The organism is Neoroseomonas lacus, from assembly GCF_014644535.1.
In the GTDB taxonomy this organism is placed as follows: Bacteria; Pseudomonadota; Alphaproteobacteria; order Acetobacterales; family Acetobacteraceae; genus Neoroseomonas; species Neoroseomonas lacus.
In genome coordinates this window covers 315,278-339,207 of record NZ_BMKW01000007.1, presented here as the reverse complement: position 1 = coordinate 339,207, position 23,930 = coordinate 315,278, and the positions used below count along the sequence as shown (strand labels likewise).

22 protein-coding genes are annotated in these 23,930 nt (G+C 69.0%); 11 read left to right on the top strand and 11 right to left on the bottom strand.

The genetic code is table 11. The annotated features are described in order from the left end of the window. Positions 1-137 precede the first annotated feature (137 nt). Positions 138-1,052 carry an aminotransferase class IV gene (locus tag IEY36_RS15860; protein WP_229681354.1) on the bottom strand — a complete coding sequence of 305 codons (915 nt, stop codon included), beginning with the start codon at positions 1,050-1,052 and terminating at the stop codon, positions 138-140. Positions 1,053-1,087: 35 nt separating this feature from the next. After that, positions 1,088-2,599 (bottom strand): lyase family protein, encoded by a 1,512-nt coding sequence (locus tag IEY36_RS15855; RefSeq protein WP_188968298.1) that lies wholly within the window; start codon positions 2,597-2,599, stop codon positions 1,088-1,090. A gap of 203 nt (positions 2,600-2,802) precedes the next feature. Between IEY36_RS15855 and IEY36_RS15850 the strand changes: the two genes are divergently transcribed. After that, positions 2,803-4,035 (top strand): alpha-hydroxy acid oxidase, encoded by a 1,233-nt coding sequence (locus IEY36_RS15850; RefSeq protein WP_229681353.1) that lies wholly within the window; start codon positions 2,803-2,805, stop codon positions 4,033-4,035. A gap of 12 nt (positions 4,036-4,047) precedes the next feature. On the opposite strand, the gene IEY36_RS15845 is transcribed toward IEY36_RS15850, so the two are convergent. Both IEY36_RS15845 and IEY36_RS15840 read right to left on the bottom strand, forming a co-directional pair. After that, positions 4,048-5,184: a CaiB/BaiF CoA transferase family protein gene (locus IEY36_RS15845; RefSeq protein ID WP_188968294.1), complete on the bottom strand. Its 1,137-nt coding sequence runs from the start codon at positions 5,182-5,184 to the stop codon at positions 4,048-4,050. Next, positions 5,181-6,158 (bottom strand): Bug family tripartite tricarboxylate transporter substrate binding protein, encoded by a 978-nt coding sequence (locus IEY36_RS15840; RefSeq protein ID WP_188968292.1) that lies wholly within the window; start codon positions 6,156-6,158, stop codon positions 5,181-5,183. The genes IEY36_RS15845 and IEY36_RS15840 overlap by 4 nt, the downstream gene beginning before the upstream one ends. A gap of 131 nt (positions 6,159-6,289) precedes the next feature. Between IEY36_RS15840 and IEY36_RS15835 the strand changes: the two genes are divergently transcribed. Further along, entirely contained in the window at positions 6,290-7,258 is a 969-nt protein-coding gene (locus IEY36_RS15835; protein WP_188968290.1) for a hydroxymethylglutaryl-CoA lyase, read from the top strand. A 2-nt stretch (positions 7,259-7,260) separates the two neighbouring features. Here IEY36_RS15835 and IEY36_RS15830 read toward each other — a convergent pair whose 3' ends face one another. Beyond that, positions 7,261-7,650, bottom strand: coding sequence for a c-type cytochrome (locus IEY36_RS15830; protein WP_188968288.1), 390 nt, complete (start codon positions 7,648-7,650; stop codon positions 7,261-7,263). Positions 7,651-8,018: 368 nt separating this feature from the next. On the opposite strand from IEY36_RS15830, the gene hemA reads away from it, so the two are divergent. Then, a complete protein-coding gene (gene hemA, locus IEY36_RS15825; RefSeq protein ID WP_188968286.1) occupies positions 8,019-9,230 on the top strand; it encodes a 5-aminolevulinate synthase in 1,212 nt (403 codons plus the stop codon). Here the strand turns inward: hemA and IEY36_RS15820 are convergent, their stop codons facing one another. Then, positions 9,231-10,862: a GMC family oxidoreductase gene (locus IEY36_RS15820; RefSeq protein ID WP_188968284.1), complete on the bottom strand. Its 1,632-nt coding sequence runs from the start codon at positions 10,860-10,862 to the stop codon at positions 9,231-9,233. 102 nt (positions 10,863-10,964) lie between these two features. On the opposite strand from IEY36_RS15820, the gene IEY36_RS15815 reads away from it, so the two are divergent. The 3 genes from IEY36_RS15815 to IEY36_RS15805 are packed head-to-tail and all read left to right on the top strand — an operon-like array spanning position 10,965 to position 13,311. Beyond that, a complete protein-coding gene (locus tag IEY36_RS15815) occupies positions 10,965-11,681 on the top strand; it encodes a PIG-L deacetylase family protein (protein ID WP_188968282.1) in 717 nt (238 codons plus the stop codon). Next, positions 11,678-12,514 carry an alpha/beta fold hydrolase gene (locus IEY36_RS15810; protein WP_188968280.1) on the top strand — a complete coding sequence of 279 codons (837 nt, stop codon included), beginning with the start codon at positions 11,678-11,680 and terminating at the stop codon, positions 12,512-12,514. Before IEY36_RS15815 ends, IEY36_RS15810 begins: the two co-directional genes overlap by 4 nt. Then, the gene (locus tag IEY36_RS15805) at positions 12,511-13,311 is read left to right on the top strand and encodes an ABC transporter substrate-binding protein (RefSeq protein WP_188968278.1); all 801 of its coding nucleotides are present in this window, start codon (positions 12,511-12,513) and stop codon (positions 13,309-13,311) included. The genes IEY36_RS15810 and IEY36_RS15805 overlap by 4 nt, the downstream gene beginning before the upstream one ends. On the opposite strand, the gene rutD is transcribed toward IEY36_RS15805, so the two are convergent. The 5 genes from rutD to IEY36_RS15780 are packed head-to-tail and all read right to left on the bottom strand — an operon-like array spanning position 13,296 to position 18,717. After that, on the bottom strand, positions 13,296-14,075 hold the full coding sequence (rutD, locus tag IEY36_RS15800; protein ID WP_188968276.1) for a pyrimidine utilization protein D: 780 nt from the start codon (positions 14,073-14,075) through the stop codon (positions 13,296-13,298). The genes IEY36_RS15805 and rutD overlap by 16 nt on opposite strands. Further along, positions 14,072-14,458: a pyrimidine utilization protein C gene (rutC, locus tag IEY36_RS15795; protein WP_188968274.1), complete on the bottom strand. Its 387-nt coding sequence runs from the start codon at positions 14,456-14,458 to the stop codon at positions 14,072-14,074. Before rutC ends, rutD begins: the two co-directional genes overlap by 4 nt. Positions 14,459-14,508: 50 nt before the next feature. Further along, a complete protein-coding gene (locus tag IEY36_RS15790) occupies positions 14,509-16,209 on the bottom strand; it encodes an N-acyl-D-amino-acid deacylase family protein (RefSeq protein WP_188968272.1) in 1,701 nt (566 codons plus the stop codon). A 14-nt stretch (positions 16,210-16,223) separates the two neighbouring features. Further along, entirely contained in the window at positions 16,224-17,207 is a 984-nt protein-coding gene (locus tag IEY36_RS15785; protein WP_229681352.1) for a zinc-binding dehydrogenase, read from the bottom strand. Between the two features lie 7 nt (positions 17,208-17,214). After that, positions 17,215-18,717, bottom strand: coding sequence for an ABC transporter substrate-binding protein (locus tag IEY36_RS15780; RefSeq protein WP_188968270.1), 1,503 nt, complete (start codon positions 18,715-18,717; stop codon positions 17,215-17,217). 209 nt (positions 18,718-18,926) lie between these two features. Here IEY36_RS15780 and IEY36_RS15775 point away from each other — a divergent pair, with 209 nt between their 5' ends. From IEY36_RS15775 to IEY36_RS15760, 5 genes are all read left to right on the top strand, one after another. Next, entirely contained in the window at positions 18,927-19,541 is a 615-nt protein-coding gene (locus tag IEY36_RS15775; RefSeq protein ID WP_229681351.1) for a hypothetical protein, read from the top strand. Then, positions 19,520-19,723 (top strand): hypothetical protein, encoded by a 204-nt coding sequence (locus tag IEY36_RS30650; RefSeq protein WP_229681350.1) that lies wholly within the window; start codon positions 19,520-19,522, stop codon positions 19,721-19,723. The genes IEY36_RS15775 and IEY36_RS30650 overlap by 22 nt, the downstream gene beginning before the upstream one ends. 444 nt (positions 19,724-20,167) lie before the next feature. Continuing rightward, positions 20,168-21,040, top strand: coding sequence for a substrate-binding domain-containing protein (locus IEY36_RS15770; protein ID WP_188968268.1), 873 nt, complete (start codon positions 20,168-20,170; stop codon positions 21,038-21,040). Continuing rightward, the gene (locus IEY36_RS15765; protein WP_188968265.1) at positions 21,037-22,521 is read left to right on the top strand and encodes a sensor histidine kinase; all 1,485 of its coding nucleotides are present in this window, start codon (positions 21,037-21,039) and stop codon (positions 22,519-22,521) included. The genes IEY36_RS15770 and IEY36_RS15765 overlap by 4 nt, the downstream gene beginning before the upstream one ends. Further along, positions 22,511-23,854 carry a sigma-54-dependent transcriptional regulator gene (locus tag IEY36_RS15760; RefSeq protein WP_188968264.1) on the top strand — a complete coding sequence of 448 codons (1,344 nt, stop codon included), beginning with the start codon at positions 22,511-22,513 and terminating at the stop codon, positions 23,852-23,854. The genes IEY36_RS15765 and IEY36_RS15760 overlap by 11 nt, the downstream gene beginning before the upstream one ends. Positions 23,855-23,930: the final 76 nt, after the last annotated feature.

The window sequence follows — 23,930 nt, the reverse complement described above, 5'->3', positions numbered from 1 at the left end:
GACCATGCTGCGGGTCATACCAGCGGCACGAGGTTCCGACTCGTGCCCGCGAATTCGGCAGGCCGGCACGACGGCCGCGCCGCACCTCGGATCGTCGCGACTCGCGGCCGGCCGCGGTTCCGGCCAGATCCACCGCCTCAATCGGCATAGGGCACCGGGGTGCAGAAGGCGTCATCCTCGTGGCGGCGCCAGTACAGCTCGGTGATGCGCGCGGTGAGCGGACCGGGCCTGCCATCGCCGACCGGGCGGCCTTCATAGGACGTCACGGGCGTGACGCCACCGGCCGTGCTGGTGACGAAAATCTCGTCGGCCGCGACAACTTCCTCGGCGCGCACCGGGCGGACTTCGCAGCGCAGTTGCAGGTCGGCGGCGATCTCGAAGACGGTGCGACGCGTGATGCCCTCGAACATCCCGCGTTCCGGCGTCGCCAGCGCGCCGTCCTTGACGACGAAGATGTTGAAGCCCGGCCCTTCGGTGATGGTCCCATCGGCCGCCGGCATGGCGCAGACCGTGGCATCGCGGTCATAGGCCTCGAAAATTCCCATGGTCAGGTCGAGCCAGTGGAAATTCTTGATCCGCTGATCGAGCGATTCCGGCGGGATGCGCTGCGTCGTCGACAGGATCATGCGCAGCCCGTCGCGGCGCTGCTGCTCGTCGGCGATCCAGACGAAGGGCTGGGCGAAGACATACAGCCGATTGCGGCACAGCCGCGGGTCGCGCGTGCCCGCCGGCGGCATGCCGCGCGTGCAGGTGACCTGCACATACGCGTCGCGCAGCCCCGATCGGGCGGTGCATTCCACCATGATCCCGGCAATCTGCTCGGCCGAATAGGGCAGGGACATCCGCAGCCCGGCCATCGAGGCCTGGAAGCGTTCGACGTGATCCATCAGCCGGAAGAAGCGCCCCTTCCAGACATGGGCGACGTCATAGGTCGCATCCGAACGGACGAAGCCGCGATCGAGGATTGGCACCGAGGCCTCGGCCAGCGGCATCCACCGCCCATCCATGAAGGCGGTGCCCCTGACGGCCGCCATCTCGTCAACCACATCCATGCCGCATTCTCCCTGTTCCCGAAGCCGGCCGGCGATCACCGGGCGGCCGCCAGCAGCCGGCGGAAATCCGCGTCCAGCCCCCTAAGGGCGCCATCGATGCGCGCCTGCCGCTCATTGATCCACTGCTCCTGCGCGACCATCGCCGCCTGCGCGGCGGCGATCATGCGCGCCATCTCCGCCGGCTGCGGCCCGCCCGCCGTCGCGCGGTTGCGCACGATCGAGACCGGATCGAGCGCCGCGCGAAATGCGGCCTCGCTCATCGGCAGCACGCCATCGGCGACATTCATCTCGTGGCGCAGCGTCTCGGCATAGATCCGCTGCGCCTCGGCATAGGGAAAGTCGCTCGGCGCGATGTCGTGCGCCCGCGCATGACCGACGATCTCCGAGGCGAAGTGATGCCCGACGCGGAAGGGCAGCCGATGCTCGCGCATCAGCACATCGGCCACCTCCTGCGACGCCGTCCAGTCGAGGTTCAATTCCTCCAGCGCGCGCGCGGGGTTGATCACCAGCGCCTTCAGCACGCGGTCGAAGGAGGCCAGCATGCGTGTCGCGCCGACGATGACCTCCGTATTGTCGCCGATGCCCTTCGCGTCGCTCATCCCCGGCGGGATGTTGTGCGCCTGGATCAGCCGCCCGAAACCGAGCGCGATCACGCGCGACGCATCCGCCCGGGTGTTGTTCAGCAGACCCGGATTGCGCTTCTGCGGCATGGCGCTGGAGACATAGGTGTTGCCATCGCCTTCGCGCAGCAGGATCCACGGACGCGGCTGGGCGTACTGCGTCATCACGTCCTCGATGAAGCTGCCGACATGCAGCGCGACGCCGCTGATCACCGCGCCGATCTCGACCGGCATTTCCGTGGCGAGGATCTGTGCCGCGTCATAGGCATTGTCGACCGTGCCCGGGAAGCCGAGGTAATGCGCCATCCGCTCCCGGTTCAGCGGCCAGCTCGTGCCGTTCAGCACGGTCGTGCCCATTGGCGAGAGGTCGAGCCGCGCCATGGTCTGCCGCAGCCGCTCCGCATCGCGCTCGAAGCCGGCGATATGGCCGAGCAGGTAATGGCCATAGCTGTTGGGCTGCGCCGCCACGCCATTGGTGTAGTTCGGCACGATGGTCGCGCTGTGCTGCTCGGCCAGCCGCAGCAGCGTCGCGGTGACGCGCTGCAGCTGCGCCGCCATGCGCAGCAACTCGTCGCGCAATATCGCGGCGCGCACGGTCGCCAGCATGTCCTGGCTCGACCGCCCGGCATGCAGCAGCGTCGCCTCGACGCCAGCCGCCTCGATCAGCAGCGGCTCGAAGGTGATGACCAGGGAAGGTCGCGCCGCGCCGGGCCGGGCCGCCGCCTCCAGCACGCTCTGCAGCCCGGCGGCGATGCGCGGCGCCATGGCGCGGTCGAGCAGCCCCTCATCGGTGTTGATGACCGCGCTGGCCTTGTTGATCTCGCCCAACCAGAAGAACGCGTCGCGGCGGGCGGGGGTCTCGCACAGACCGGGCAGGGCGCAGGCGCACATGAACAACACTCCGAGGCAGAGCCGAATGACCGACATGGTGTCCTCCCGTCCTTCGCACGCCGCCAGGACTCGGCACGAGGCGCCCGCGGATGGCGCCGCCGGGCGGCCATCCAAGGCTGTCGCGGCGCCCGGTTCAAGCCCGGCCCGCTTGCCGCATGGCCACCATGCCGGCGCGGCGGCTGGCCTGATCGGTCAATACCCGGCAAGATCATATCGCATTGTTGCAGGGTGAAATGTCCATGACAGCCGAAGGTTCCGCACAGTCTCGCGCTCCCGTTGCCGCGCAGGCGCTGTCGAAAAAGCGCGCCGCGCCGCCGGTGCCGCCGAACCTTGCCGGCTTCCTGTCGCTGCATGATTTCGAGGCCGCCGCCCAGAAGCATCTGCCGAAGATGCTGCACGGCTACATGGCTGGTGGCGTCGAGACCGACTGGTCGCTCGACGACAATCGCCGCGCCTTCGCCGAATGGGGATTCATCCCGCGCTGCCTGATCGACGCGCGGGCGCGCCACACCAGGGCAACGCTGTTCGGCAAGGAATACGCCGCCCCCTTCGGCATACCGCCGATGGGCTCCTCGGCGTTGATGGCCTATCGCGGCGACCTCGTGCTGACCCAGGCGGCGCGGGCCAAGAACATCCCGATGATCATGTCGGCCTCCTCCCTCATCAAGCTGGAGGAAATCGCCAAGGCCAACCCGGATGCCTGGTACCAGGCCTATCTGCCGGGCGAAGCCGAGCGCATCGAGCCGCTGGTCGACCGCGTCATCGCGGCCGGCTTCAAGACCTTCGTGCTGACCGTGGACGTGCAGGTCTCGTCGAACCGCGAGAACAACATCCGCAATGGCTACACCATCCCGCTGAAGCCGACCTTCAAGCTGTTCTGGCAAGGGGCGACGCATCCGCGCTGGGCCTTCGGCACCTGGTTCAGGACGCTGAAGAACCACGGCATGCCGTATTTCGAGAACATGGATGCCGGCCGCGGCCCGCCCATCCTCTCGCGCGACCTGGAACGTGCCTTCGGCGCGCGCGACGGGCTGTCCTGGCCGCATCTCGAACTGATCCGCAAACGCTTCCCCGGCAAGCTCCTGATCAAGGGCGTGCTGCACCCGGACGACATCGTGCGGGCAAAGGAGATCGGCGTGGACGGCTTCATGGTCTCGAACCATGGCGGCCGGCAGCTCGACGGCGCGGTCTCCGGGCTGCGCATGCTCGAAGCCGCGGTGAAGGTCGCCGGCGGGCTGCCGGTCATCTATGACGGCGGCATCCGGCGTGGCACGGATGTGCTCAAGGCCTATGCGCTCGGCGCCGCCTTCGTCTTCGTCGGGCGGCCGATGCTCTGCGCCGCGGCGGTGCGCGGGCAGCCGGGCGTCGAACGCGCGATCGACCTGCTGCAGGAGGAGATCCACCGCGACCTCGCCCTGATCGGCGCGAACACAATGGCCGAGGTCGGGCCGCAATTCCTGATGCGGGTGTGACGCGGCGGGGCTTCAGCCCCCCGCCTTCAGCGCCACCGCATTGTCCGCCCCGAGCCGCGGTGCGCCACCCCGCATGCGCGGCCGATCCCCGTCGAAGGACAGCGGCATCGCGACGAGGGAGAAATCCTCCCCCGGTACCGGCTGCACCATGCCGAGCGCCTCCACCTGCGGTTCCGCCAGCACTTCCGGGATGGAATTGACCGGCGCGCAGGGCACGCCGATGCGCTGCAGCCGGTCGAGCCATTCGGCGCGTGGCCGGCGGCCCATCACCTCGGCGATCATCGGCAGCAACCGGCCCTGGTTCACCAGCCGCGCCCGGTTCGTCACGAACAGCGGGTCGGCAACCCATTCGGGGTGCCCCAGCTCGCCGGCGAAGCGCGCGAACAGCCGGTCATTGCCGCAGCACACCAGGATCGGCCCGTCCGAGGCCTCGAAGGCTTGGTAGGGCACCAGGTTCGGATGGCCGGAGGCGTGGCGCTCGCCGACCTTGCCGGTATTGACGTAGCCGCTGATCTTCTGCCCCGCCCACAGCAGCGCGGTCTCCAGAAGCGACGTGTTTACCACCCCGCCGCGGCCGGTGCGGTGGCGCTTCTCCAGCATCGCCAGCGCGCCGAGCACCGTCCACAGCCCGGTCCCCTGGTCCACCACCGAGGCCCCCATGCGTACCGGCGGCCCACCCGGTTCCCCGGTGATGGAGGACAGCCCCCCAAAGGCCTGCAACAGCGGCTCATAGCCGGGACGCAAGCTTTCCGGCCCGACATGCCCGAAGGCTGACATGGCGCAATAGATCAGCCGCGGATGCCGCGCCGTCACCTCGGCCGGGCCGATGCCGAGCGTCTCCGCCACGCCTGGGCGGAGATTGTGCAGCATGATATCGGCATCCTCGAGCAGCCCATGCAGCGCGGTGACGCCCTCCGGCGACTTCAGGTCGAGCGTGACCGACCGCTTGCCGCGATTGAACTCGTGGAAGTTCAGCGCGTCGCCATGGCGAAACGCCGGGCCCATCTGCCGCGCATCATCGCCGCCATCGGGCTTCTCGACCTTGATCACCTCGGCGCCCAGGTCGGCGAAGATCGCCCCCGCGAAGGGGCCGGACAGCACTTGGCCCAGTTCGATCACGCGCAGTCCGGCGAGGACGTCCTCGTTCATTGCAACTCGATCCCCGCCGCGGTGACCAGGCGTTTCCATTTCTCGATCTCGGCCGCCTGGAAGGTGGCGAGGTCGTCCGGCGAACCGGGGCGCAGCACCATGCCATTGCCGGTCAAGCGTTCCGCCACCTGCGGGCGGCCCATGATGTCGTTGAACAGGTGGTTCATGCGCAAGACGATCGGCGCCGGTGTCCCGGCCGGGGCATAGACGGCATTCCAGGACAGCATTTCGTAGCCCGGGAACCCCTGTTCCTCGACCGTTGGCACATCGGGCAGCATCGAGACACGCTGGCGGCTGGTGACGCCGATCGCGCGCACCCGCCCCTCGCGCGCATGCGGCGCGGAGGTCGTCGCATCGACGAACATCACCTGCGCGACGCCGCTCATCACATCGGTGATGCCGAGAGGGTTCGACCGGTAGGTCACATTCACCATGTCGAGATTCGCCATGGATTTGAACATCTCCCCCGCCACGCGGGAGGAGGCGGACCCGGATGCGAAGTTCAGCCGCCCCGGATGGGCGCGCGCATAGGCAGCGAGATCCTGCATGGAATGGATCGGCAGATCGTTGTTGACCACCACCAGCAGCACGCCCACGCCGATCAGCGCGACCGGGGCGAAGTCCCCCACCGGGTCATAGGGCAGCCGGCGGAACAGCGCCGGGTTCGACCCATGCGTCGTATTGGCGGTGAACAGGAAGGTGTAGCCATCCGGCCTGGCGCGGGCGACCGCCTCGGTGGCGATGAAGCCGTTGGCGCCGCCGCGATTGTCCACCACCACCGGCTGGCCGAGTTCGGCCGCGAGCGGGTCGGCAAAGAGCCTCGTCGTGATGTCGGTACCGCTGCCCGCGGGAAAGGCGACGATGAAGCGGATCGGGCGGTCCGGCCAGGCGCCTTGGGCCGAGGCGAGCCGGGGCAGGGCAGGGGTGGCGGCGAGAGCGGCTAGGGCCGCGCGCCGACCGATCGGTCGGGTCATGGGGTGGTTCCTCCGGTTCGGCACCCTCTGGCGGGGGCGATTGGGCGATCGCATAGTGCACGCGAAGCAACAGCGTCCATGCAGGCACCGCGCGCGTCAATCGCCGCCGCCCGCATGGCAGGGGAAACGCCATGACGAACCTGCCGAAGCACGTCCATTTCCACGAGGAAGGCCCGCGCGAGGGCTTCCAGATCGAACGCGGCGCCTTCCCGCTCGCCGACCGTGCCGCGCTGGTCGATGCGCTCTCCGAGACAGGGCTCGAGGAAATCCAGGTCTCCTCCTTCGTCTCGCCCAAGGCCGTGCCGCAGATGGCCGATGCCGAGGCATTGTTCGCCACCATCCGGCGCAAGCCGGGCGTGCGCTACGACGCCGTCTGGCTGAATGAGCGCGGCTATGACCGCGCCCGCGCGACGCCTGGCGTGCACATCACCGGCCGCATCGCGCTCTATGCCTCCGACGCCTTCGCCATGCGCAACAACAACTGCACCGCGGCCGAGATGCGTGGCCGGGTGAATGATTGGCTCGACCGCTATGCCGCCGACGGCGTGCCGATGGAGCGCGCCCTGGTCATGGCCGCCTTTGGCTGCAACTTTGAGGGCGAGGTAGCGCCCTCGCGCGCGGTCGGCGAACTCGTCTGGGCCTGGAATACCTGCCAGGCGCGCGGCATGGCGCCGCCGCGGCTCTATCTGGCGGATACCATGGGCTGGGCGAACCCGCAGGCGATCCGCGGCGCCATCGGCATGCTGCGCGACGCGCTGCCGGAAGCCGAGGTTGGCCTGCACCTGCACGACACACGCGGCCTTGGCCCGGCGAATGTCCTGGCGGCGCTGGAGATGGGGGTCTCCCATTTCGACAGTTCAGTCGCCGGCCTCGGTGGCTGCCCCTTCGCCGGCCATGGCGACGCTCGGGGCGCGGGCAACATCTGCACGGAGGACATGGTCTTCCTGTGCCATGAGATGGGGATCGAAACCGGCATCGACCTCGAAGCCCTGATCGAGGCCGCGCGGCTGGCCGAACGCATCATCGGCCGGCCGCTGTCCGGCCGGTTGATGCATGCGGGGTCGCTGAAGGCCTACCGGCAGCGCCGCGCGGCCGCCTGACGTCAGCTCTTCAGCGACCCGAGATAAGCCATCAGGTCGTTGATCTGCGTCTCGTTGCGCAGGCCGGGGAAGGACATGCTGCCGCGCGGCACCACTGCCTTGGGGTTGGCGACATAGGCGCGCAGGCGTTCCTCGGTCCAGACCAGGCCGCCGGTGCCGAGCTCACGCATATTCGCCGAATAGCGAAAGCCTTCGATGCTGGCCGCCGGGCGGCCGACAATGCCGAACAGGTTCGGGCCGACCCCGTTGCGCCCGCCCTGGTCCGCCGTATGGCAGGCGCGGCACTGGTTGAACACGCGCTGGCCCGCGGCCGCGTCGCCTTCCTCCGCCATGGCCACGCCCGACACGGACGCCATTGCAGCGAGGGCCGCCACCACCATCATCCGTCGCATGCGAAACTCCTTCCCACCCGATCGCCCGCGATGTCGTTCGCGCGCCATATCCTGCGTGGAATTAATCCCGTTTGACGATCTGGCAAGCGGGTGGCTTGAGCATCATGTCCAAGGCGCCTAGAGCAGTTCGCCCCTGCTGGGATCGGTCAGGGGCGTGATGAAGCTCAATCAGACCAAGGTCATGGCGATTCGCGTGGGCGCGGTCGAACGCCAATCGCGCTGACGGCGGAGCGGGCGAAGGCCCGCACGGCGTGCGTTTCCGGCCGGCGGCATGATCTGCGTCAAGGCGCCGATCCGCCGCCCATTGCATCTGGCAGGGCACGGCGCCGGCACGATACGATGCGGCGTGCGGTCCTGGGAGGTCAGGGATGGACTACGAGGACTATTTCCGCACCCAGCTCGACGGCCTGCGCCGCGAGGGCCGCTACCGTGTCTTCGCCGATATCGAACGCCAGGCCGGCCAATATCCCCGCGCCATCCGCCACGATGCCGGCACCGCGCGTGACGTCACCGTGTGGTGCTCCAACGACTATCTCGGCATGGGCCAGCACCCCAAGGTGCTCGCCGCGATGCATGCCGCGCTCGACCGCTACGGCGCCGGGGCGGGGGGAACGCGCAACATCTCCGGCACCAACCACGAACACATCCTGCTGGAACGGGCCCTAGCTGCGCTGCACGGCACCGAGGCCGCGCTGCTGTTCAACTCCGGCTACATGTCGAACTGGGCCTCGCTGTCGACGCTCGCCTCCCGCCTGCCAGGTTGCGTGATCGTCTCCGACGAGATGAACCACGCCTCGATGATCGAGGGCATGCGCCACTCCCGCGCCGAGCGTCGCGTGTTCCGCCACAACGACGTCGCCGACCTGCGCCGGGTGCTGGCCGAACTCGACCCCGGCGCGCCGAAGCTGGTCGCCTTCGAGAGCGTCTATTCGATGGACGGCGACATCGCCCCGATCGCCGCGATCTGCGACATCGCAGATGAATTCGGCGCGATGACCTATTGCGACGAGGTCCATGGCGTCGGCCTCTATGGCCCGACAGGCGGCGGCGTGACCGAACGCGACGGCGTCTCGCACCGCCTGACCGTCATCGAGGGCACGCTGGCCAAGGCCTTCGGCGTGATCGGCGGCTATATCGCCGGCTCCCATGCGATGGTCGATTTCGTGCGGTCCTTCGCCTCCGGCTTCATCTTCTCGACCGCCCTGCCGCCGGCCGTCGCCGCCGGCGCCCGCGCGGCGATCGAGCATTTGCGCGCCAGCAGCATCGAACGCGAGCGGCTGCACGAACGCGCCGCGACGCTGCGCCGCCGGCTCGACGCGGTGGGCGTGCCGCACCTGCCCAATGTCAGCCACATCGTGCCGGTGATGGTGCATGACCCGGTGCTGTGCCGGGCCATCAGTGACATCCTGCTCGACGAGCACGGCATCTATGTGCAGCCGATCAACTACCCGACCGTGCCGCGCGGCACGGAGCGCCTGCGCATCACCCCATCCCCGGTCCACAGCGATGCCGATATGGACCGGCTGGTCGCGGCGCTGGAGGATGTCTGGGCGCGCTTCAGCCTGCGGCGCGCCGCCTGATCACGCCGCGAGCGGCGCCCGCCCGCGGATGAAGTCGCTGCCGCGCTCGGCGATCATCATCGTCGTCGCATAGGTATTCGCCGATGTCATCGACGGCATCACCGAGGCATCGATCACCCGCAACGCCTCCAGCCCATGCACCTGCAGCCGGTCGTTGACGACGCTGGTGGTGTCCGTTTCCGGCCCCATCCGGCAGGTACCGATCAGGTGATAGGTTGTCGAGCCGTTCTTGTAGGCGAAATCAAGCAATTCATCGTCGCGCTCGACATTCACGCCCGGCAGCACCTCCTTCTCCAGCAGCTCTTGCATTGAAGGCGTGTTCAGCAATCGGCGGATCAGCCGGATGCCGCCCAGATGCACGCGACGGTCCATCTCGTCGGACAAATAGTTGGGCTGGATCTCGGGGTCGTCGAACACATCCGCGGTCTTCGCGCGCACCCAGCCAGTGCTCTCCGGCCGATGCTGCCAAGCACCCGCGGTACAGCCCGGATAGTCGTCGAGCACATAGACCTTGCCCTCGGCATAGGAGCCGGGAGTGAAGACGCCCTGCAGATCGGGCTCGTCCAGCCCCTCGAAGGACTTCCAGAAGATATGCACATGCGAGGGCGCCGTTGCCAGGATCGACGGCTTGCCCATCGCCCAGCGCGCCACCTGCTTCACGAGGTTGAAGCCCGTCGCCAACTGGTTCAGCGTCTCCACCCCATCCTTCGCCCGCATCACGATGCGCGAGGCGTAATGGTCGCGGAAATTCTCCCCCACCGGCAATTCGTGAAATACCGGCACGCCGATCCGCGCCAGGGTCGAAGCCGGCCCGATCCCCGAGACCTGCAACAGCCGCGCCGTATTCGCCGTGCCGGCCGAGATGATCACCTCGCGCCGCGCCCGCACCTCGGTCCGCGCACCGCCGCGCTCGGTGACGTAGCGGACGCCAACCGCCCGCTTGCCCTCGAAGACGATGCCGCAGGCGCGCGCATTGGTGCGCACCTCCAGCGCCGGCCGTGACATGGCCGGCTTCAGGAAGGCCCGCGCCGCCGAAACCCGCCAGCCTTTGCGGATGCCGCGCTGGAAATACCCGACCCCCGCCTGGTCGCCGCTGTTGTAGTCGGGGTTGCGCGGCAGCCCGGCCTCGACGCACCCCTGCAGGAAGGCTTCCGAGAGCGGGTGGATCCAGTCCATGTCGGTGACCGGCAGCCCGCCCTGCTTGCCGCGCCGATCGTCGCGGCCGAAGCCGATGCGCTGCTCGGTGCGCATGTAGTAGGGCAGGCAGTCCTCATAGCCCCAGCCGCGATTGCCGCGCTGCGCCCAGGAATTCAGATCCCCCGGCTGCCCACGGTTGTAGATCATGCCATTGACCGACGAAGACCCGCCCAGCGTGCGCCCCTGCGTCGTCGATATCTGCCGCCCACCCGTCCGTTCGGTCGGCTCGGTCTTGAACTGCCAGGTGACCGACGGGTCCACCAGCGTCTTGATGAAGCCCGCCGGCAGGTGGATGAAGAAGTTGCGGTCCGGCGGCCCCGCTTCCAGCACACAGACGGTCACGCCCGGATCCTCGGTCAGCCGCGCGGCGAGGATCGACCCGGCGGCGCCGGCGCCGACGATGACATAGTCGAAGGTGTCGGGCGTGCTGGCCATGGCGGGGTGGCGGCTCCTGTGATTTGCTCCCGCCCAGCCTAGGCGGGTGTGTCGCCTGCCGCCAGACTGCCATGCCTGATCCTACGCCTTCGGAGGAAGCCCATGTCAAAGACAGCCCTTGTCGTCAGCGCCCATTCCGCCGATTTCGTCTGGCGCTGCGGCGGCGCCATCGCGCTGCATGCCGAGAAGGGCTTCAAGGTCACGGTGGTTTGCCTGTCCTATGGCGAGCGCGGCGAATCGGCCAAACTGTGGCGCGTGCCCGGCATGACGCTCGACCGCGTGAAGGCGTCGCGCGAGGTCGAGGCGAAGAAGGCGGCCGAGGCGCTCGGCGTGCACGACATCCAGTTCTGGGACCTCGGCGACTACCCGATCACGCTGAGCAATGACTCGCTGTTCCGTCTCGTCGACGTCTACCGCGACATCCACCCCGCCTTCGTGCTGACCCACAGCAAGGAGGACATCTACAACCGCGACCACCCCGCGGTGACCGACTTCGCCCAGCACGCCCGCATCACCGCCCAGGCGCATGGCCACAATCCGGGGCAGAAGGTGCTCGGCGCCCCGCCGGTCTTCCTGTTCGAACCGCATCAGCCGGAACAATGCGGCTGGAAGCCCGATGTGCTGCTCGACATCGGCAGCGTGTGGGAGAAGAAGCGCGCCGCCATCGAATGCATGGAAGGGCAGGAGCACCTGTGGGAATACTACACCCGCGTCGCCCTGCAGCGCGGTGCCCAGGCCGCCCGCAATTCCGACAAGACCATCAAATGGGGCGAGGGCTTCCAATCCGTCTTCCCGCATGTGGTGGAAAGCCTGGCATGAGCTTCACCGCGCCCCCCCGCCGCGCCGGCTGGATCGACCGGCCGGATGCGCGCATCCGCTATGAGGTGACCGGCTCCGGCCCGGCCATCGTCTTCGCCCATGGCCTTGGCGGTTGCCTGTTCTCCTGGTGGCAGCAGGTGGCGCATTTCGCGCCGCGCTACACTTGCGTGGCATTCTCCCATCGCGGCTTCTTCCCCTCCACCGCGCCGGCCGGTGGCCCCGACCCGGCCGAATACGCCGGCGATGTCGCCGCCCTGGTGGACACGCTGAAGCTCGGCGACATCCGCATGGTGTGCCAGTCGATGGGCGGCTGGTCCGGCGTCGAATACGCGTTGCTGCGCCCCGGCCGGGTGAAGGCGCTGGTGCTGGCGGCGACGACCGGCTCGCTCGACCCACGCCAGATGCGCGAGCCGGAACGCTCGAAACTCGCCGCCTGGAGTAAGGCCAGCGCCGAGGCCCGCTCCGACCTGCTGGCGCGCAACATGCTGCCGGCCTCCGGCGCCCGCATGGCCGAGGAACAGCCCGCCCTCGCGCAGATCTACGCGCACATCAATGGCCTCTCGCAGGGCTTCGACCGCGAGACCGTGCGCGCCAGGCTGCACGCCGCGCGCAACCGCCCACCCGAAGCCTTCGCCGCCGCCAACACGCCAGTGATGTTCGTCCCCTGCGAGGAGGACGTGGTGATCCCGCCCTTCGCCCCTTCCGGCATGGCGCCGTCCATCCCCGGCGCCCGCGTCTCGCCGCTGCCCAAGGCAGGGCATTCGGGCCATTTCGAACACGCTGACGCCTTCAACGCCAAGGTCGATGCCTTCTTTGCCGAGGTTGGCGCATGACCCAGCGCGTCCTAACCGCGGCTTTTGGCGATTACCCGCACACCGCCGAGCTGCCGCCCTCCGACCTGCTGCGCTTCGATCGCGCTTCGGTGAAGCCGATCAGCAAGGCCTTCGCGCCGATGGTGCGCGAGCTGCGCTACGACGTCTCCGAAATGGCCATCGCCACCTTCCTGATGGCCAAGGAAGCCGGCGTGCCGATCTCGCTGCTGCCGGTGGTGATGGCGTCGCGCTTCCAGGAAGGCGCGCTGCTGTGCCGCACCGACAGCGCCATCGCCGGCCCGGCGGACCTCGCTGGCAAGCGTGTCGGCGTGCGCGCCTATAGCCAGACCACGGGCATGTGGCTGCGCGGAGTACTGGCCGAACGCCACGGCGTCGCCGCCGACGCCATCGCCTGGACGACCTTCGAGGACGCCCACGTCCCCACCTTCCGCGACCCGCCCTTCTGCACCCGCGCGGCACCCGGCGCCGACATGACGGCAATGCTGCGCGACGGCGCGCTGGACGCGGCGATCTTCGGCGCCGAACTGCCGGACGGCTTCCGCCCTGTCTTCCCCGACGTCGCTGCCGCCGGCCGCGAATTCCAGGCGAGCTTCGGCTTCGAGCCGGTGAACCACCTGGTCGTGGTGAAGTCGGAACTGATGCGCGAACCCGCGCTGGTCGCGGAATTGCAGCGCATCTTCGGTGCGGCGGCAACCACGCGGGCAGCGCTGGCCCCGGCCATAACCCTGGCCGGGCGTTGGTGCGTGGCGCAAGGCCTGCTGTCGCGGCCCCTGACGCCGGATCAGGTCTGGTCCTGACCGCGCCGCAGGAAATCCAATAACACAGGGTTGAATACCTCCGGCCGCTCCACGGTGAAGGCATGCCCGCCTTCCGGCGTCAGCCAGAACACGGCGTCCGGCAAGCCATCGGCCAGAGCCTGAGAGACCGTCCAGGGCACCAGCAGATCGTCGCGCGACGCCGCCACCAGCACCGGCGCGGTGATGCGCGACAAATCCCCCCGCACGTCGAAGGCGCGCAACGCGCCGATGCGCTTCAGCAGGTTCCCGGCACCCTGGAAATGCGCCGTGCCATGCGCGACCTCGGCGAGGATCCTCTCATGATGCGCCGACATATACGGCGCGGTATGCAGGAACAGCGGCTGCGCCGCGACATAGGCCGCTGGCCCCTGCGCGTGCAGGATACCGAGCCGGATGTCGAAGCAACGCTCCGAATGCCGGTCCACCCTCGCCCAGGCATTCACCGCCACCAGGCGGCCGAGCCGTGCTGGATGCCGCCGCGCAATCTCCAGCCCGACCAGCCCGCCCAGCGCATGCCCGAGCAGATGCGCGCTCTCAATGCCGGCGGCATCCAGCACCGCGACCACGTCATCGGCCATATGCCCGATGCTGTAGCCATCTGGCAGCACTTCGGTATTGCGCCCGGTGCCACGTTGATCGAAGGCGACGACGCGGAAGTGCTTTTCCAATGCCGCCCGTTGCGGCGCCCAGAATGCCGCCGCGCCGCCGAGCCCGGCCGACAGCACCACCGCTTCGCGGCCCGTCCCGGTGACCTCGAACTTCATGTCGCGATATGCGCCACGGAGGCGATCTCGACCAGCGCATCCGGCTTCACCAGACCGCATTGGATGCAGTAGCGCGCCGGTTTGTCGCCCGGGAAATACTCGGCATAGACGGCGTTCAGTGGGGCGTAATGCGCCCAATCGGTCAGGAAGATGTGGTTCATCACCACATCGGCCATGGTGCCGCCGGCCGCCTCGACGACGCCCTTGATCGTCTCCAGTACATGGCGCGTCTGCGCGCCGGCATCGCCGACATGCACGACATGGTTCTGCGCATCGAGCGGCAGCGTGCCCGATACATACAGCACGCCATCGGCAACCGCGCCGGGCGAGTAGGGGGCAAGCGGTTTGCCGGACCCGGCGGGGATGACAGGGGTGAAGGGCATGGCGGCGTCCTTTTCAACGCCGCCAGCCAAGCAAACCCCAGGCCAGGGCGTTACCGGGCCCCGCGCACGAGCCGCCCCGGCAACGCCCCGGTCGCCTCGCCCTCGCGATAGGTGACGACGCCGGACAGCACCGTCGCGACATACCCCTCCGCCCGCTGCACCAGCCGCTTGCCGCCGGCAGGCAAGTCGTAGTGCATCTCCGGCGCGCGCATCTGCAGCCGCGCGAAGTCGATGACGTTCAGGTCCGCCTTGCGCCCCGCCGCCACCACGCCGCGATCCGCCAGCCCCATCGCCGCCGCATTGTCGCGGCTGATCCGCTTCACCGCCTGTTCGACCGGCAGCTTCGGCCCGCGCACGCGGTCGCGCGCCCAATGCACCAGCATATGCGTCATGCAGGAGGCATCGCAGATATACCCCACATGCGCCCCGCCATCGCCGAGCCCCATCAGCGTATGCGGATGCGTCATCATCTCGCGGATCGCGGCGAGGTCCCCATCCGCATAATTCAGCAGCGGCCGGTTCAGGATCGCGCGGCCGTCGCGTTCCAGCATCAGGTCGTAGCATAGCGCCTCGGCCGTCATGCCGCGCGCGGCGGCCATGGCGGCGACGGAACGCTCGGGCGGCGGCTCGTATTCCGGCGGGTCGCCGAGCGGGAAGATCTTATCCCAATTGTTCAGCCGCACCTTTAGCGCCGCATCATCCGTCTGTTCGGACAGGATGCGCGCCCGCCGCGCCGGGTCGCGCAACGCGGCGATCCGATCGGCAAACGTCAGCCCCGCGACCTCGACATAGGAAGGTCGCGTCAGGAACGGATGCTGCGACAATTCGAAGCCGAACATCAGCCCAACCGGCCGCCCCATCACCTGGCCGAACATCGGCACGCCGGCCTCATTCGCCTCGGTGGTGCGCTCAAGGAGCCAGCGCCAGAAGCCCGGCTTCGACTCCCGCTGCAACAGAGAGAAGGTAAGGGGCCGTCCAGCCACCGCCGCCACGCGCCGCAGCCGCGCGAATTCCTCCTCGGCCGGGTCATCGAAGTCGGAGATCACCTGCAACCACCCGCTGCCATGCGCGCGCAGCGCACCCGCCAGCGCCTCCAACTCCGCCTCCGGCGCGCCGAGCGTCGGGATGTGCCGCCCATCCAACGTGCGATGCGCCAGCGCCCGCGACGTCGAAATCCCCACCGCACCCGCCGCCAGCCCTTCCGCCGCCAGCCGCGCCATCTCGGCACATTCGGCCGGCGTCGCCTCGGCATGAGCTTCGGCGCGTTCGCCCATCACATGCACGCGCAGCGGCGCATGGGTGACCATCGCCGCGATGTCGGTGTCGTAGCGGCGGCCGGCGAGGAAATCCATGTAGTCGGGGAAGGATTCCCAACTCCACGGCAGTCCCTCCGTCAGCACGACTTCGGGCAGGTCCTCCACGCCTTCCATCAGCTTGACCAGCATTTCGCGCCGCTCCGGCCGGCACGGCGCGAAACCCACGCCGCAATTGCCGATCAGCGCCGTGGTGACACCGTTGATGGAGGACGAGATCAGCCGCTCGGACCAGGATGCCTGCGCATCGTAATGCGTGTGGATATCGACGAAGCCAGGCGTGACCAGCAACCCCTTGGCGTCGATCTCCTCCGCGCCACGCCCGGCGACGCGCCCAACCTCGACGATGCGCCCCGCCTGCACGGCAACATCGGCCTCAAACGGCGCGGCCCCGGTGCCGTCCACCACCGTGCCGCCACGGATCACCAAGTCATGCATGGCCGTTCTCCCGTTCAAACCGACAGCACGATCTTGCCGAAATGCTTGTTGGCTTTCATGTGGGCCAGCGCCTCCACCACCTCGTCGAGCGGAAACACCTTGTCGATCGGAATGCTGAACCGCCCCTGCTCGACGGCGTCCCAGAGATCGCGCCGCATCGCCGCATACTCGGCGCGGATTTCCTCGCGCGACCGCGTCCGGTGCGTCACGCCGATATAGGCAATGCGCCGCGTCGCATGCAGGTCGAAGTCGAACTCCCCCTTGCTGCCGCCCAGCCGCCCGACATTGACGATGCGCCCCAGCACCGCCGTGCAGCGCATCGCCGCATTGATCGTCGCCGCACTCACCTGGTCCACCACGAGATCGACACCCCGCCCACCCGTCGCGGCGAGCACCTGCTCGGCCCAATCCGCATCGCGCGTGTTCACCGCGACATCGGCGCCGAATTCGGTCAGCCGGGCGCGCCGCGCCGCATCGGTCGAGGTGCCGATGACCAGCCCCGCGCCCATGAACTTCGCGATCTGCATCCCCATGATGCCGACACCAGACGACGCGCCGAGGATCATCACGCTCTCGCCGCGGGCGAGCCGCCCATTCACCACGACTGCGTCATGCATCGTTGCCAGCGCCACCGGCAGCGTCGCCGCTTCCTCCCAGGAAAGGTTGCGGTCCGGCACCTTCTGGACGCGGTGGCTGTCGGCGATGGCGTATTCCGCATAGCCGCCGGCACCCGAGCAGGTGACGCGATCGCCCCGCTTCACCCCCGTCACCGCGCTGCCGACCGCGGCAACCTCGCCGGCGAAATCGAGGCCGAGGATCGTCCCGGCCCCGCCCATCGACCCATGCGACCCGCCCGCCGCCACGCCGAGATCAGCCCGGTTCAGCGTCGCCGCGCGCACGCGCACCAACACTTCCTCCGGCCCCGGGGTCGGGCGGGGCACGTCCTGCACCCGCACGCCCTCCGGCGTGACGACAGCCGCGCGCATGGTTTCCGTCATGGTCGTTTCATCCCCTGGTGTTCTGCAAACCTTGCACCCGGATGATGCCGTCCGCCACCGGGCGCAAGCCCTGGATCGTCGCGCCCACGCCATGCAGCGTCAGCGGCTGCCACAGATTGATGTAGGGACGGTCGGCGAGGTACTGCCGCGCCGCCCGGTCATAGGCCGCCGCCCGCACCGCCGGGTCCACGCTGCGCCGCGCCTCGACCAGCGCCGCCTCGACAGCGCGGTTGCAATACTGCCCGCCATTCAGCGGCACGCCGCAGGCATAGAAGGCGAACAGATTGCCATCGAGATCGACGCGCCCCGACCATTGGATGATCAGCGCCTCGAAATCCCCGGCCGACCATTGCCGCAACAGCGTCGCCGTCTCGATCACCTGGATCTGGATGTCGATGCCGGCCTCGGCCGCCATCGCCTGGATCACCTCGGACGCCTGCAGGTAATCCGTGGTGTTCGGCACCGAGAGCTTCACCGTCAACCGCTCATGCCCCGCCGCGCGCAGCAATGCCCGGGCCCGCGCCACGTCGCGCTGCGGCATCGGCACCGAGCGCGCATAGAAAGGATGGTCCGGCGGCACCGCCTGGTTGGCCGGCACCCACAGCCCCTCGAAGGCGACATTCACCAGCGCCTGGCGGTCGATGGCGAGTTCCAGCGCCTCGCGCACCCGTGGGTCCTGGCCGAGCGGCGTCCGCGACCGCGCGCCATTCGCCACATTGATCGCGAGATAGAAGGTCGCCAGCGAGGGCGCCTGCACCACGCGCACCCGCTGGTCGCGCCGCATCTCCGGCACGTCGGAGGGGCTGACGCGCTCGATGACGTCGAGCGCCCCGGCGCGCAGATTGGCCAGCCGGACCGTCGCATCCGGGATCGGGCGATAGGTGACGCGGTCGAAGTGGATCGCCGCACGGTCCCAATAGCTGTCGAAGCGTTCCAGCTCCATGCGGTCCTGGGCGATGCGCTGCGTCAGGCGAAATGGCCCCGCGCAGGCGGGGGCGCGCTGAAAATCGGCGCCGGTGACGGTTGCCTGGCGCGGCGAGACCAGCATCCCGGCGCGATCCGACAGCGCCGCCAGCAGCGGGGCAAAGGGCTCCGAGAGGTGGATGGTCACTTCCAGCGGCCCGGTCGCGACCACCTCGGTCACCGGCCCCATCTCCGCCTTGCGGGTGGAACCGGGGGTTTCCAGATGGCGGCGCAGCCCGATCGCCGCGGCCTCGCCGGTCAGCGGCTCGCCATCATGGAAGCGGACGCCATCGCGCAGGGTGAAGACCAGCGTCTTGCCATCATCCGCCCAGCGCCAGGCGGTGGCGAGCTGCGGGACGATCTCCAGCCTCTCGTTGATGTCCACCAGCTTGTCGCACATCGCCGCGAAGACCTGGCGGCCCGCCACGGTACGCGACAGCGTCGGATCAAGTACATCCGGATCGGAGTTTAACCCGATCCGCAGTTGTTGCGCGGCGGCAGGCTGCGCGAGGCTTGTGAGCAGCATCAAAGCGGCGAGGCGACGCATGGTGCAGGATCCCGTTCATCGTTTCCGGGGCTTCGAGCGTGGTGCGTTCACCTTCGTTCACGCATCGCGCTCTAACCTCATGGTTGATCGCGTGATTCAGACCTCCGGTGCATTCGCACCTGCGGCCATCACACCGAGTGTCACCCTGGGGACTGGAAGCGCGCAATGGAGCTTGGCTGATACGCGAGATCCGTACCGGACCGCGGTTGTTGACGATGCTTGCCGTGTCGCTGGTCTCGGCCTGTGCGTCGCGGCCGCCACCGGCACCGCTCGACGCGGCGGGGCGGGAGGCGCTGCGCCTGCGCACCGCCATGCTGGCCGAGGTCCCCGGCGCCGCGGTACCGGCGACGCCCTTGGCGGTGCAATGGGTGGCGCTGGCGCGCGACGCGATAGCCCAGGCCGGCCGGCGGCCGGAGGGCGCGGAACTCGCCGTGCTGACCGATCGTACGCCCTCGGTGCAGCGGGTCGCCTTGCTGCTGATGCGCGCCGATGGCCCGTGGGAGGTGGTGGCGAGTGCGCCGGCCTCCACCGGTATCAGCGGTGTGCCCGACCACTTCATCACCCCGCTCGGCGTCTATGCGCAGGATGGCGGCATCCGCGGCTATCGCGCGCTGGGCACCTATAACCGCGAGGGCATCAGGGGCCTGGGCGAACGCGGCATGCGCGTATGGGATTTCGGCTGGTATCAGGCGCCGCGTGGCTGGCCGATGATGGCAGCGAGGCACGCATCCGCTTCGCCATGCATGCGACCGACCCCGATCTGTTCGAACCCATGCTGGGCGAACCTTCCTCGGAGGGCTGCGTGCGCGTCGGCGGCACGATGAACCGCTTCCTCGACGTGAATGGCGTGCTCGATGCCGATGTCGCGCGCCTGGCCGAGACGGATCGTCGCTTTGCCTCGCTGCTGCTGGCCGAGCGCGAGGTCACCTCCCTCGCTGGCCGCCTGTTGATCGTGGTGGACAGTTCAGAGCAACCCCCGGCGTCAACACGCCCGCCCAACGGATAAAGAAACGGACGGGGTACGGACGCATGCTCACTGGTGCCGAATATGCCTCGATCCGTCGGACTCGCGGACCCTCCTCGGCGTGACGGCCGTCCGATCGCTGGTTCACACTGGGGGACACGCAATCAAGCATTCCGATGCGGGACGGTCTCAATCTGAACGTCGCCACATGCGCGGCGCGCATGCGTACCGGGGAGTCAAGAATACGGACCCTCCATGCGATTTCAGTGGCAGCAGGACCAACAGATCTTGTGGGCGAGGGCCGCGGGTCAATCTGCGCCGCTCAGCGCGCCGCGGCCGCAGCGCCGCAGAGCTACCAGTCGAGGTCCGTTACCGGGGCCGCGACTTATGCCAAAGGGCCGGCGCCGAGTCATCGTTTCCCTGGCCGGCTGCATTCTCTAAGGTTCCGGCCACGGAAGGCTCACACGCGGCTTCCGGGGAGGCACGGTGCGACAGGACCGATGGCCGGGCCGGCGACGGCTCCTCGCGACGGCATCATGTCTCGCGGGAAGCACTCCCCTGCGCGCGCGTGCGGATGCTCCGGCAATCCGCTTCGGGCTCACGCCGGTCTTTCTCGATTCCGATCTCGAATTGCTGCGCGACCTCGAGGAATACCTGAGCACGTCGACCGGGGCGCAGGTTCAACTGCTCAAGCGCCGGACCTATCAGGAGGTCACCTCACTATTGCTCTCCGGCCAGATCGATGCGGCCTGGATCTGTGGTTATCCTTACGTTCAGAATCTCGGGCGCCTTGCGCTGCTCTCCGTGCCACTCCACCACGGGCGACCCCTCTACCAGAGCTACGTCATCACCGAGGCCGCGGCACCGGCGGCGTCGCTGTCAGAGCTTCGTGGCATGACGCACGCATTCTCGGATCCGGACAGCAATTCAGGCTTTCTGGTGACGCGCTGGCTGCTGGCACGCCAGGGGGAACGGCCGGAGACGTTCTTCGCCCGCAGCTTCTTCGCCTATGGCCACCGCAACGTGATCCGCGCCGTCGGTTCCGGGCTCGCGCAATCCGGCAGCGTGGATGGCTATGTCTGGGAAGTGATGGCGCAGCGCGAGCCGCAACTGACGCGCGAGACCCGCATCCTGAACAGGTCGGATTGGCATGGCTTCCCGCCCGTCTGCTGCCTCAGCGCAGCGCGGGGTAGTCCGGCGGTGCGCGCACTTGCCACCGCGCTGGAGGCGATGCCGAGCACACCGCCCGGCCGGCGCATCCTCGCGACGCTGCAACTCGACGGCTGGGTGCCCGGGGATCCGGCCTGGTTCGACGGCATAGCGCGGATGAGCGCCGAGGTCGGCGGGAGTGCATCATGAACCGTGACGCGTCTCCGTTTCGACCGGGCCGCTGGCCGCTCGCCCTTCGGGTGCCCGTTCTCGTCTCCCTCCTCATGATCGCCGCCGCGGCCGTGCTCAGCCATGGCGTGCTGCAGCGCCTCTCTCGCGATCAGGAGCGGCATCTCGGCGAGCTTTCCGCGGCCTATCTGGACGGCCTCGCCACGGCGCTGCAGCCCGCCGCTATCCGCCGCGACGTGTGGGAGACGTTCGACGCCCTTGACCGCGCGCAAGGCCGCTACACCGCCTTGCACCCGGGGGTCGCCATGCTGGTACTGCCGGATGGCAGCATCCTGGCGTCGTCCGAGCCGCGGCGCTTCGTCCTGGGAACCGCGCTTCCCGAGGGTCTCGCCACCCGCTCCGCGGAGGCGGCGGGCCGCGGCGCGCCGGTGATGGACGAGGCCACCGCGCGCGCAACGCTCGGCCGAGACCTCGCCGAGGGCGGCATGGGGCTCGGCCGCATCGTCGCCGAGGTGGACATCGCGCCGCTGCTCGCCGAGCGTGCGGCGGTGCGCCGGACCTTGCTGCTGGCGAATGGCGCGCTGACGCTGCTGTTCGCCATACTAGGCTTCGTGCTGGTGCGCCGGCTGCTGCAGCCGCTCGAGATACTGCGCGCGCAGGTCGCGGCGGGCGGCGAGACGGGCCGCGTGAAGCCGCTTCCCGCGGCGGCGATCGCGCGCGCCGGTCCCGAATTCGCCGCGCTGTTCGGCGCCTGGAACCGCACCGCAGCGGCGATCGGGGAGCGCGAGGCGATGGCCGCGCGGCTCGCCGAGGAGGAACGCTATGCTCAGCTCGGCAAGCTCGCGTCCGGTATGGCGCACGAGGTCAACAACCCGCTCGGCGGATTGTTGACCGCCGTTGATACCATTGCGACGCATGGCGACGACCAGCAGGTGCGCGAGGCCTCGGTCGCCTTCCTGCGACGCGGCCTGGACGACATCCGGAACGTCGTCCGCGCCAGCCTCGTGACCTACAAGGGACGACCGGGAGACGGACCGCTGCATCGCGAGGACCTGGACGACCTGCGCGTCCTGGTGCGCCACGAGGTCGAACGCCGCGGCCTGCACCTGCAGTGGGAGAACGCCCTGTCCGCGGAGAGTCCGGCCGACCGGACGCTGACTCGCCAGATCGTGCTGAACCTCCTGCTGAATGCCTGCGCCGCGTCACCGGACGGCGCCACGGTGCGTGTGGTCGCTATTACCGGTCCGGATGGTGGTGTCGTGATCGACGTGTCTGACGAGGGACCAGGCCTGCCGGCGCCAGCCCTCGCGCTGCTGGCCGACCCGGAGGCCTCGCCTCCCGAAGGCGGCGGCCTTGGACTCTGGATCGCGGTTCGTCTGGCGCACCGGCTCGGCGGCCGCATCAGCTTGTGCGCGGCGGCGCAGGGGACGCGGATCCGTCTCGAGGTGCCAGGAGTCGGTCGCGTCGCAGGCCCAAGGGAGGCGCTTGCCCATGTTGCATGAGACGCGGGGCGCCATAGTCCTCATCGAAGACGACCAGACCCTTGGCGCCGCCCTCGCGCATCGCCTTGGCATTGAAGGCTATGCCGTGTCCTGGGCGCGCACGGCGGCGGCGGGCGAGGCGCTGCTCCAACGCACCCCGCCGGCCGACCTGCTGCTCTGCGACATCCGCTTGCCGGATGGTTCCGGCGAGGAGCTGTTCCTGCGTCTGCGTGCCCGGATTGGCGACCTGCCGGTCCTGTTCATGACCGCCTTCGGCGAAATCGACCAGGCGGTGCGGCTGGTGCGCGCCGGCGCCGACGATTTCCTGGCCAAGCCTTTCGAGGTGCCGGACCTACTTGCCCGCATCGAACGCCTGGTCGCCCGCCGGCTTCCTTCGGCGGAGGACGCGGTCCTTGGGCGCTCGGCCGCGATGCGTCGCGTGGAGGCGACGCTGCGGCGGGCGGCCTTGGTGGACAGTTCCGTCCTGCTGTTGGGCGAGAGCGGCGTCGGTAAGGAGGTCGCGGCGCGGTTGCTGCATACGCTCTCGCCGGCTGCGGATGGACCCTTCATCGCCGTGAATTGCGCCGCCATCCCGGCCGAGCTGATGGAGAGCGAGATCTTCGGCCATGAGCGCGGCGCCTTCACCGGCGCCCAGGCGCGGCATGCGGGTTACGCGGAACGCGCGCTCGGCGGAGTGCTGCTGCTGGACGAGATCGCCGAGCTTCCCCCGGCGCTGCAGCCAAAGCTGCTGCGGCTGCTGGAGGCGCGCGAGTTCACCCGCATCGGCGGGAAGGAAGCGCTACCCTTCGCGGCCCGCATCGTCGCCGCGACCAATGCCGACCTCGTCACGCTGGTCCGGGAGCGGCGGTTCCGTGAGGATCTGCTCTATCGCCTGGACGTCATCCGGGTGGAAATCCCGCCGCTGCGCGCGCGATCCGAGGACATCATGCCCTTGGCCCGCCGCTTCCTGGCAGACTGCGCGGAGCGCTTCGGCCGGGCGCTGCGCGGCTTCGACGAGGAGGCAGAGGCAGCTCTCCTCGCGCATCCCTGGCCGGGCAATGCGCGCGAGCTGCGCAATCGTGTCGAGCGCGCCGCCGCACTGGCCGACGGACCACGGGTCGAGGCGACCGACATCTTCCCGGAGCTTGCCGCCCCGCCCGGCACCGCCATGCAGGCCACGCTGGCGCAAGCAGTCGCGGCGACGGAACGGCGAACCATCCAGGCCGCGCTGGAGGCCACCGCCGGGGACGTCTCGATGGCGGCGGAGCGGCTCGGGGTCGGGCGGTCCACCTTGTTCGAGAAGATCCGCCGGCTGGGCCTCGGCCGGTCGGTGGTCCAGAAGGCCGGACCGTAGGCGCACGACGAATCTGGATGTCTGGACTCCGGCGCGGTCGGCATAGGCCGATCCGCGCCTGCAAGGCGTTGCGCTG

What these genes read in the sequence shown, in the direction of transcription:
- IEY36_RS15760 (WP_188968264.1), top strand. Translation starts at nt 22,511, where the DNA reads ATGTTGCATGAGACGCGGGGCGCCATAGTCCTCATCGAAGACGACCAG.
- IEY36_RS15785 (WP_229681352.1), bottom strand. Translation starts at nt 17,207, where the DNA reads ATGACGGAAACCATGCGCGCGGCTGTCGTCACGCCGGAGGGCGTGCGG.
- IEY36_RS15855 (WP_188968298.1), bottom strand. Translation starts at nt 2,599, where the DNA reads ATGTCGGTCATTCGGCTCTGCCTCGGAGTGTTGTTCATGTGCGCCTGC.
- IEY36_RS15845 (WP_188968294.1), bottom strand. Translation starts at nt 5,184, where the DNA reads ATGAACGAGGACGTCCTCGCCGGACTGCGCGTGATCGAACTGGGCCAA.
- IEY36_RS15835 (WP_188968290.1), top strand. Translation starts at nt 6,290, where the DNA reads ATGACGAACCTGCCGAAGCACGTCCATTTCCACGAGGAAGGCCCGCGC.
- IEY36_RS15780 (WP_188968270.1), bottom strand. Translation starts at nt 18,717, where the DNA reads ATGCGTCGCCTCGCCGCTTTGATGCTGCTCACAAGCCTCGCGCAGCCT.
- IEY36_RS15840 (WP_188968292.1), bottom strand. Translation starts at nt 6,158, where the DNA reads ATGACCCGACCGATCGGTCGGCGCGCGGCCCTAGCCGCTCTCGCCGCC.
- rutC (WP_188968274.1), bottom strand. Translation starts at nt 14,458, where the DNA reads ATGCCCTTCACCCCTGTCATCCCCGCCGGGTCCGGCAAACCGCTTGCC.
- IEY36_RS15815 (WP_188968282.1), top strand. Translation starts at nt 10,965, where the DNA reads ATGTCAAAGACAGCCCTTGTCGTCAGCGCCCATTCCGCCGATTTCGTC.
- IEY36_RS15820 (WP_188968284.1), bottom strand. Translation starts at nt 10,862, where the DNA reads ATGGCCAGCACGCCCGACACCTTCGACTATGTCATCGTCGGCGCCGGC.
- rutD (WP_188968276.1), bottom strand. Translation starts at nt 14,075, where the DNA reads ATGAAGTTCGAGGTCACCGGGACGGGCCGCGAAGCGGTGGTGCTGTCG.
- IEY36_RS15765 (WP_188968265.1), top strand. Translation starts at nt 21,037, where the DNA reads ATGAACCGTGACGCGTCTCCGTTTCGACCGGGCCGCTGGCCGCTCGCC.
- IEY36_RS15860 (WP_229681354.1), bottom strand. Translation starts at nt 1,052, where the DNA reads ATGGATGTGGTTGACGAGATGGCGGCCGTCAGGGGCACCGCCTTCATG.
- IEY36_RS15810 (WP_188968280.1), top strand. Translation starts at nt 11,678, where the DNA reads ATGAGCTTCACCGCGCCCCCCCGCCGCGCCGGCTGGATCGACCGGCCG.
- IEY36_RS15805 (WP_188968278.1), top strand. Translation starts at nt 12,511, where the DNA reads ATGACCCAGCGCGTCCTAACCGCGGCTTTTGGCGATTACCCGCACACC.
- hemA (WP_188968286.1), top strand. Translation starts at nt 8,019, where the DNA reads ATGGACTACGAGGACTATTTCCGCACCCAGCTCGACGGCCTGCGCCGC.
- IEY36_RS15850 (WP_229681353.1), top strand. Translation starts at nt 2,803, where the DNA reads ATGACAGCCGAAGGTTCCGCACAGTCTCGCGCTCCCGTTGCCGCGCAG.
- IEY36_RS15790 (WP_188968272.1), bottom strand. Translation starts at nt 16,209, where the DNA reads ATGCATGACTTGGTGATCCGTGGCGGCACGGTGGTGGACGGCACCGGG.
- IEY36_RS15830 (WP_188968288.1), bottom strand. Translation starts at nt 7,650, where the DNA reads ATGCGACGGATGATGGTGGTGGCGGCCCTCGCTGCAATGGCGTCCGTG.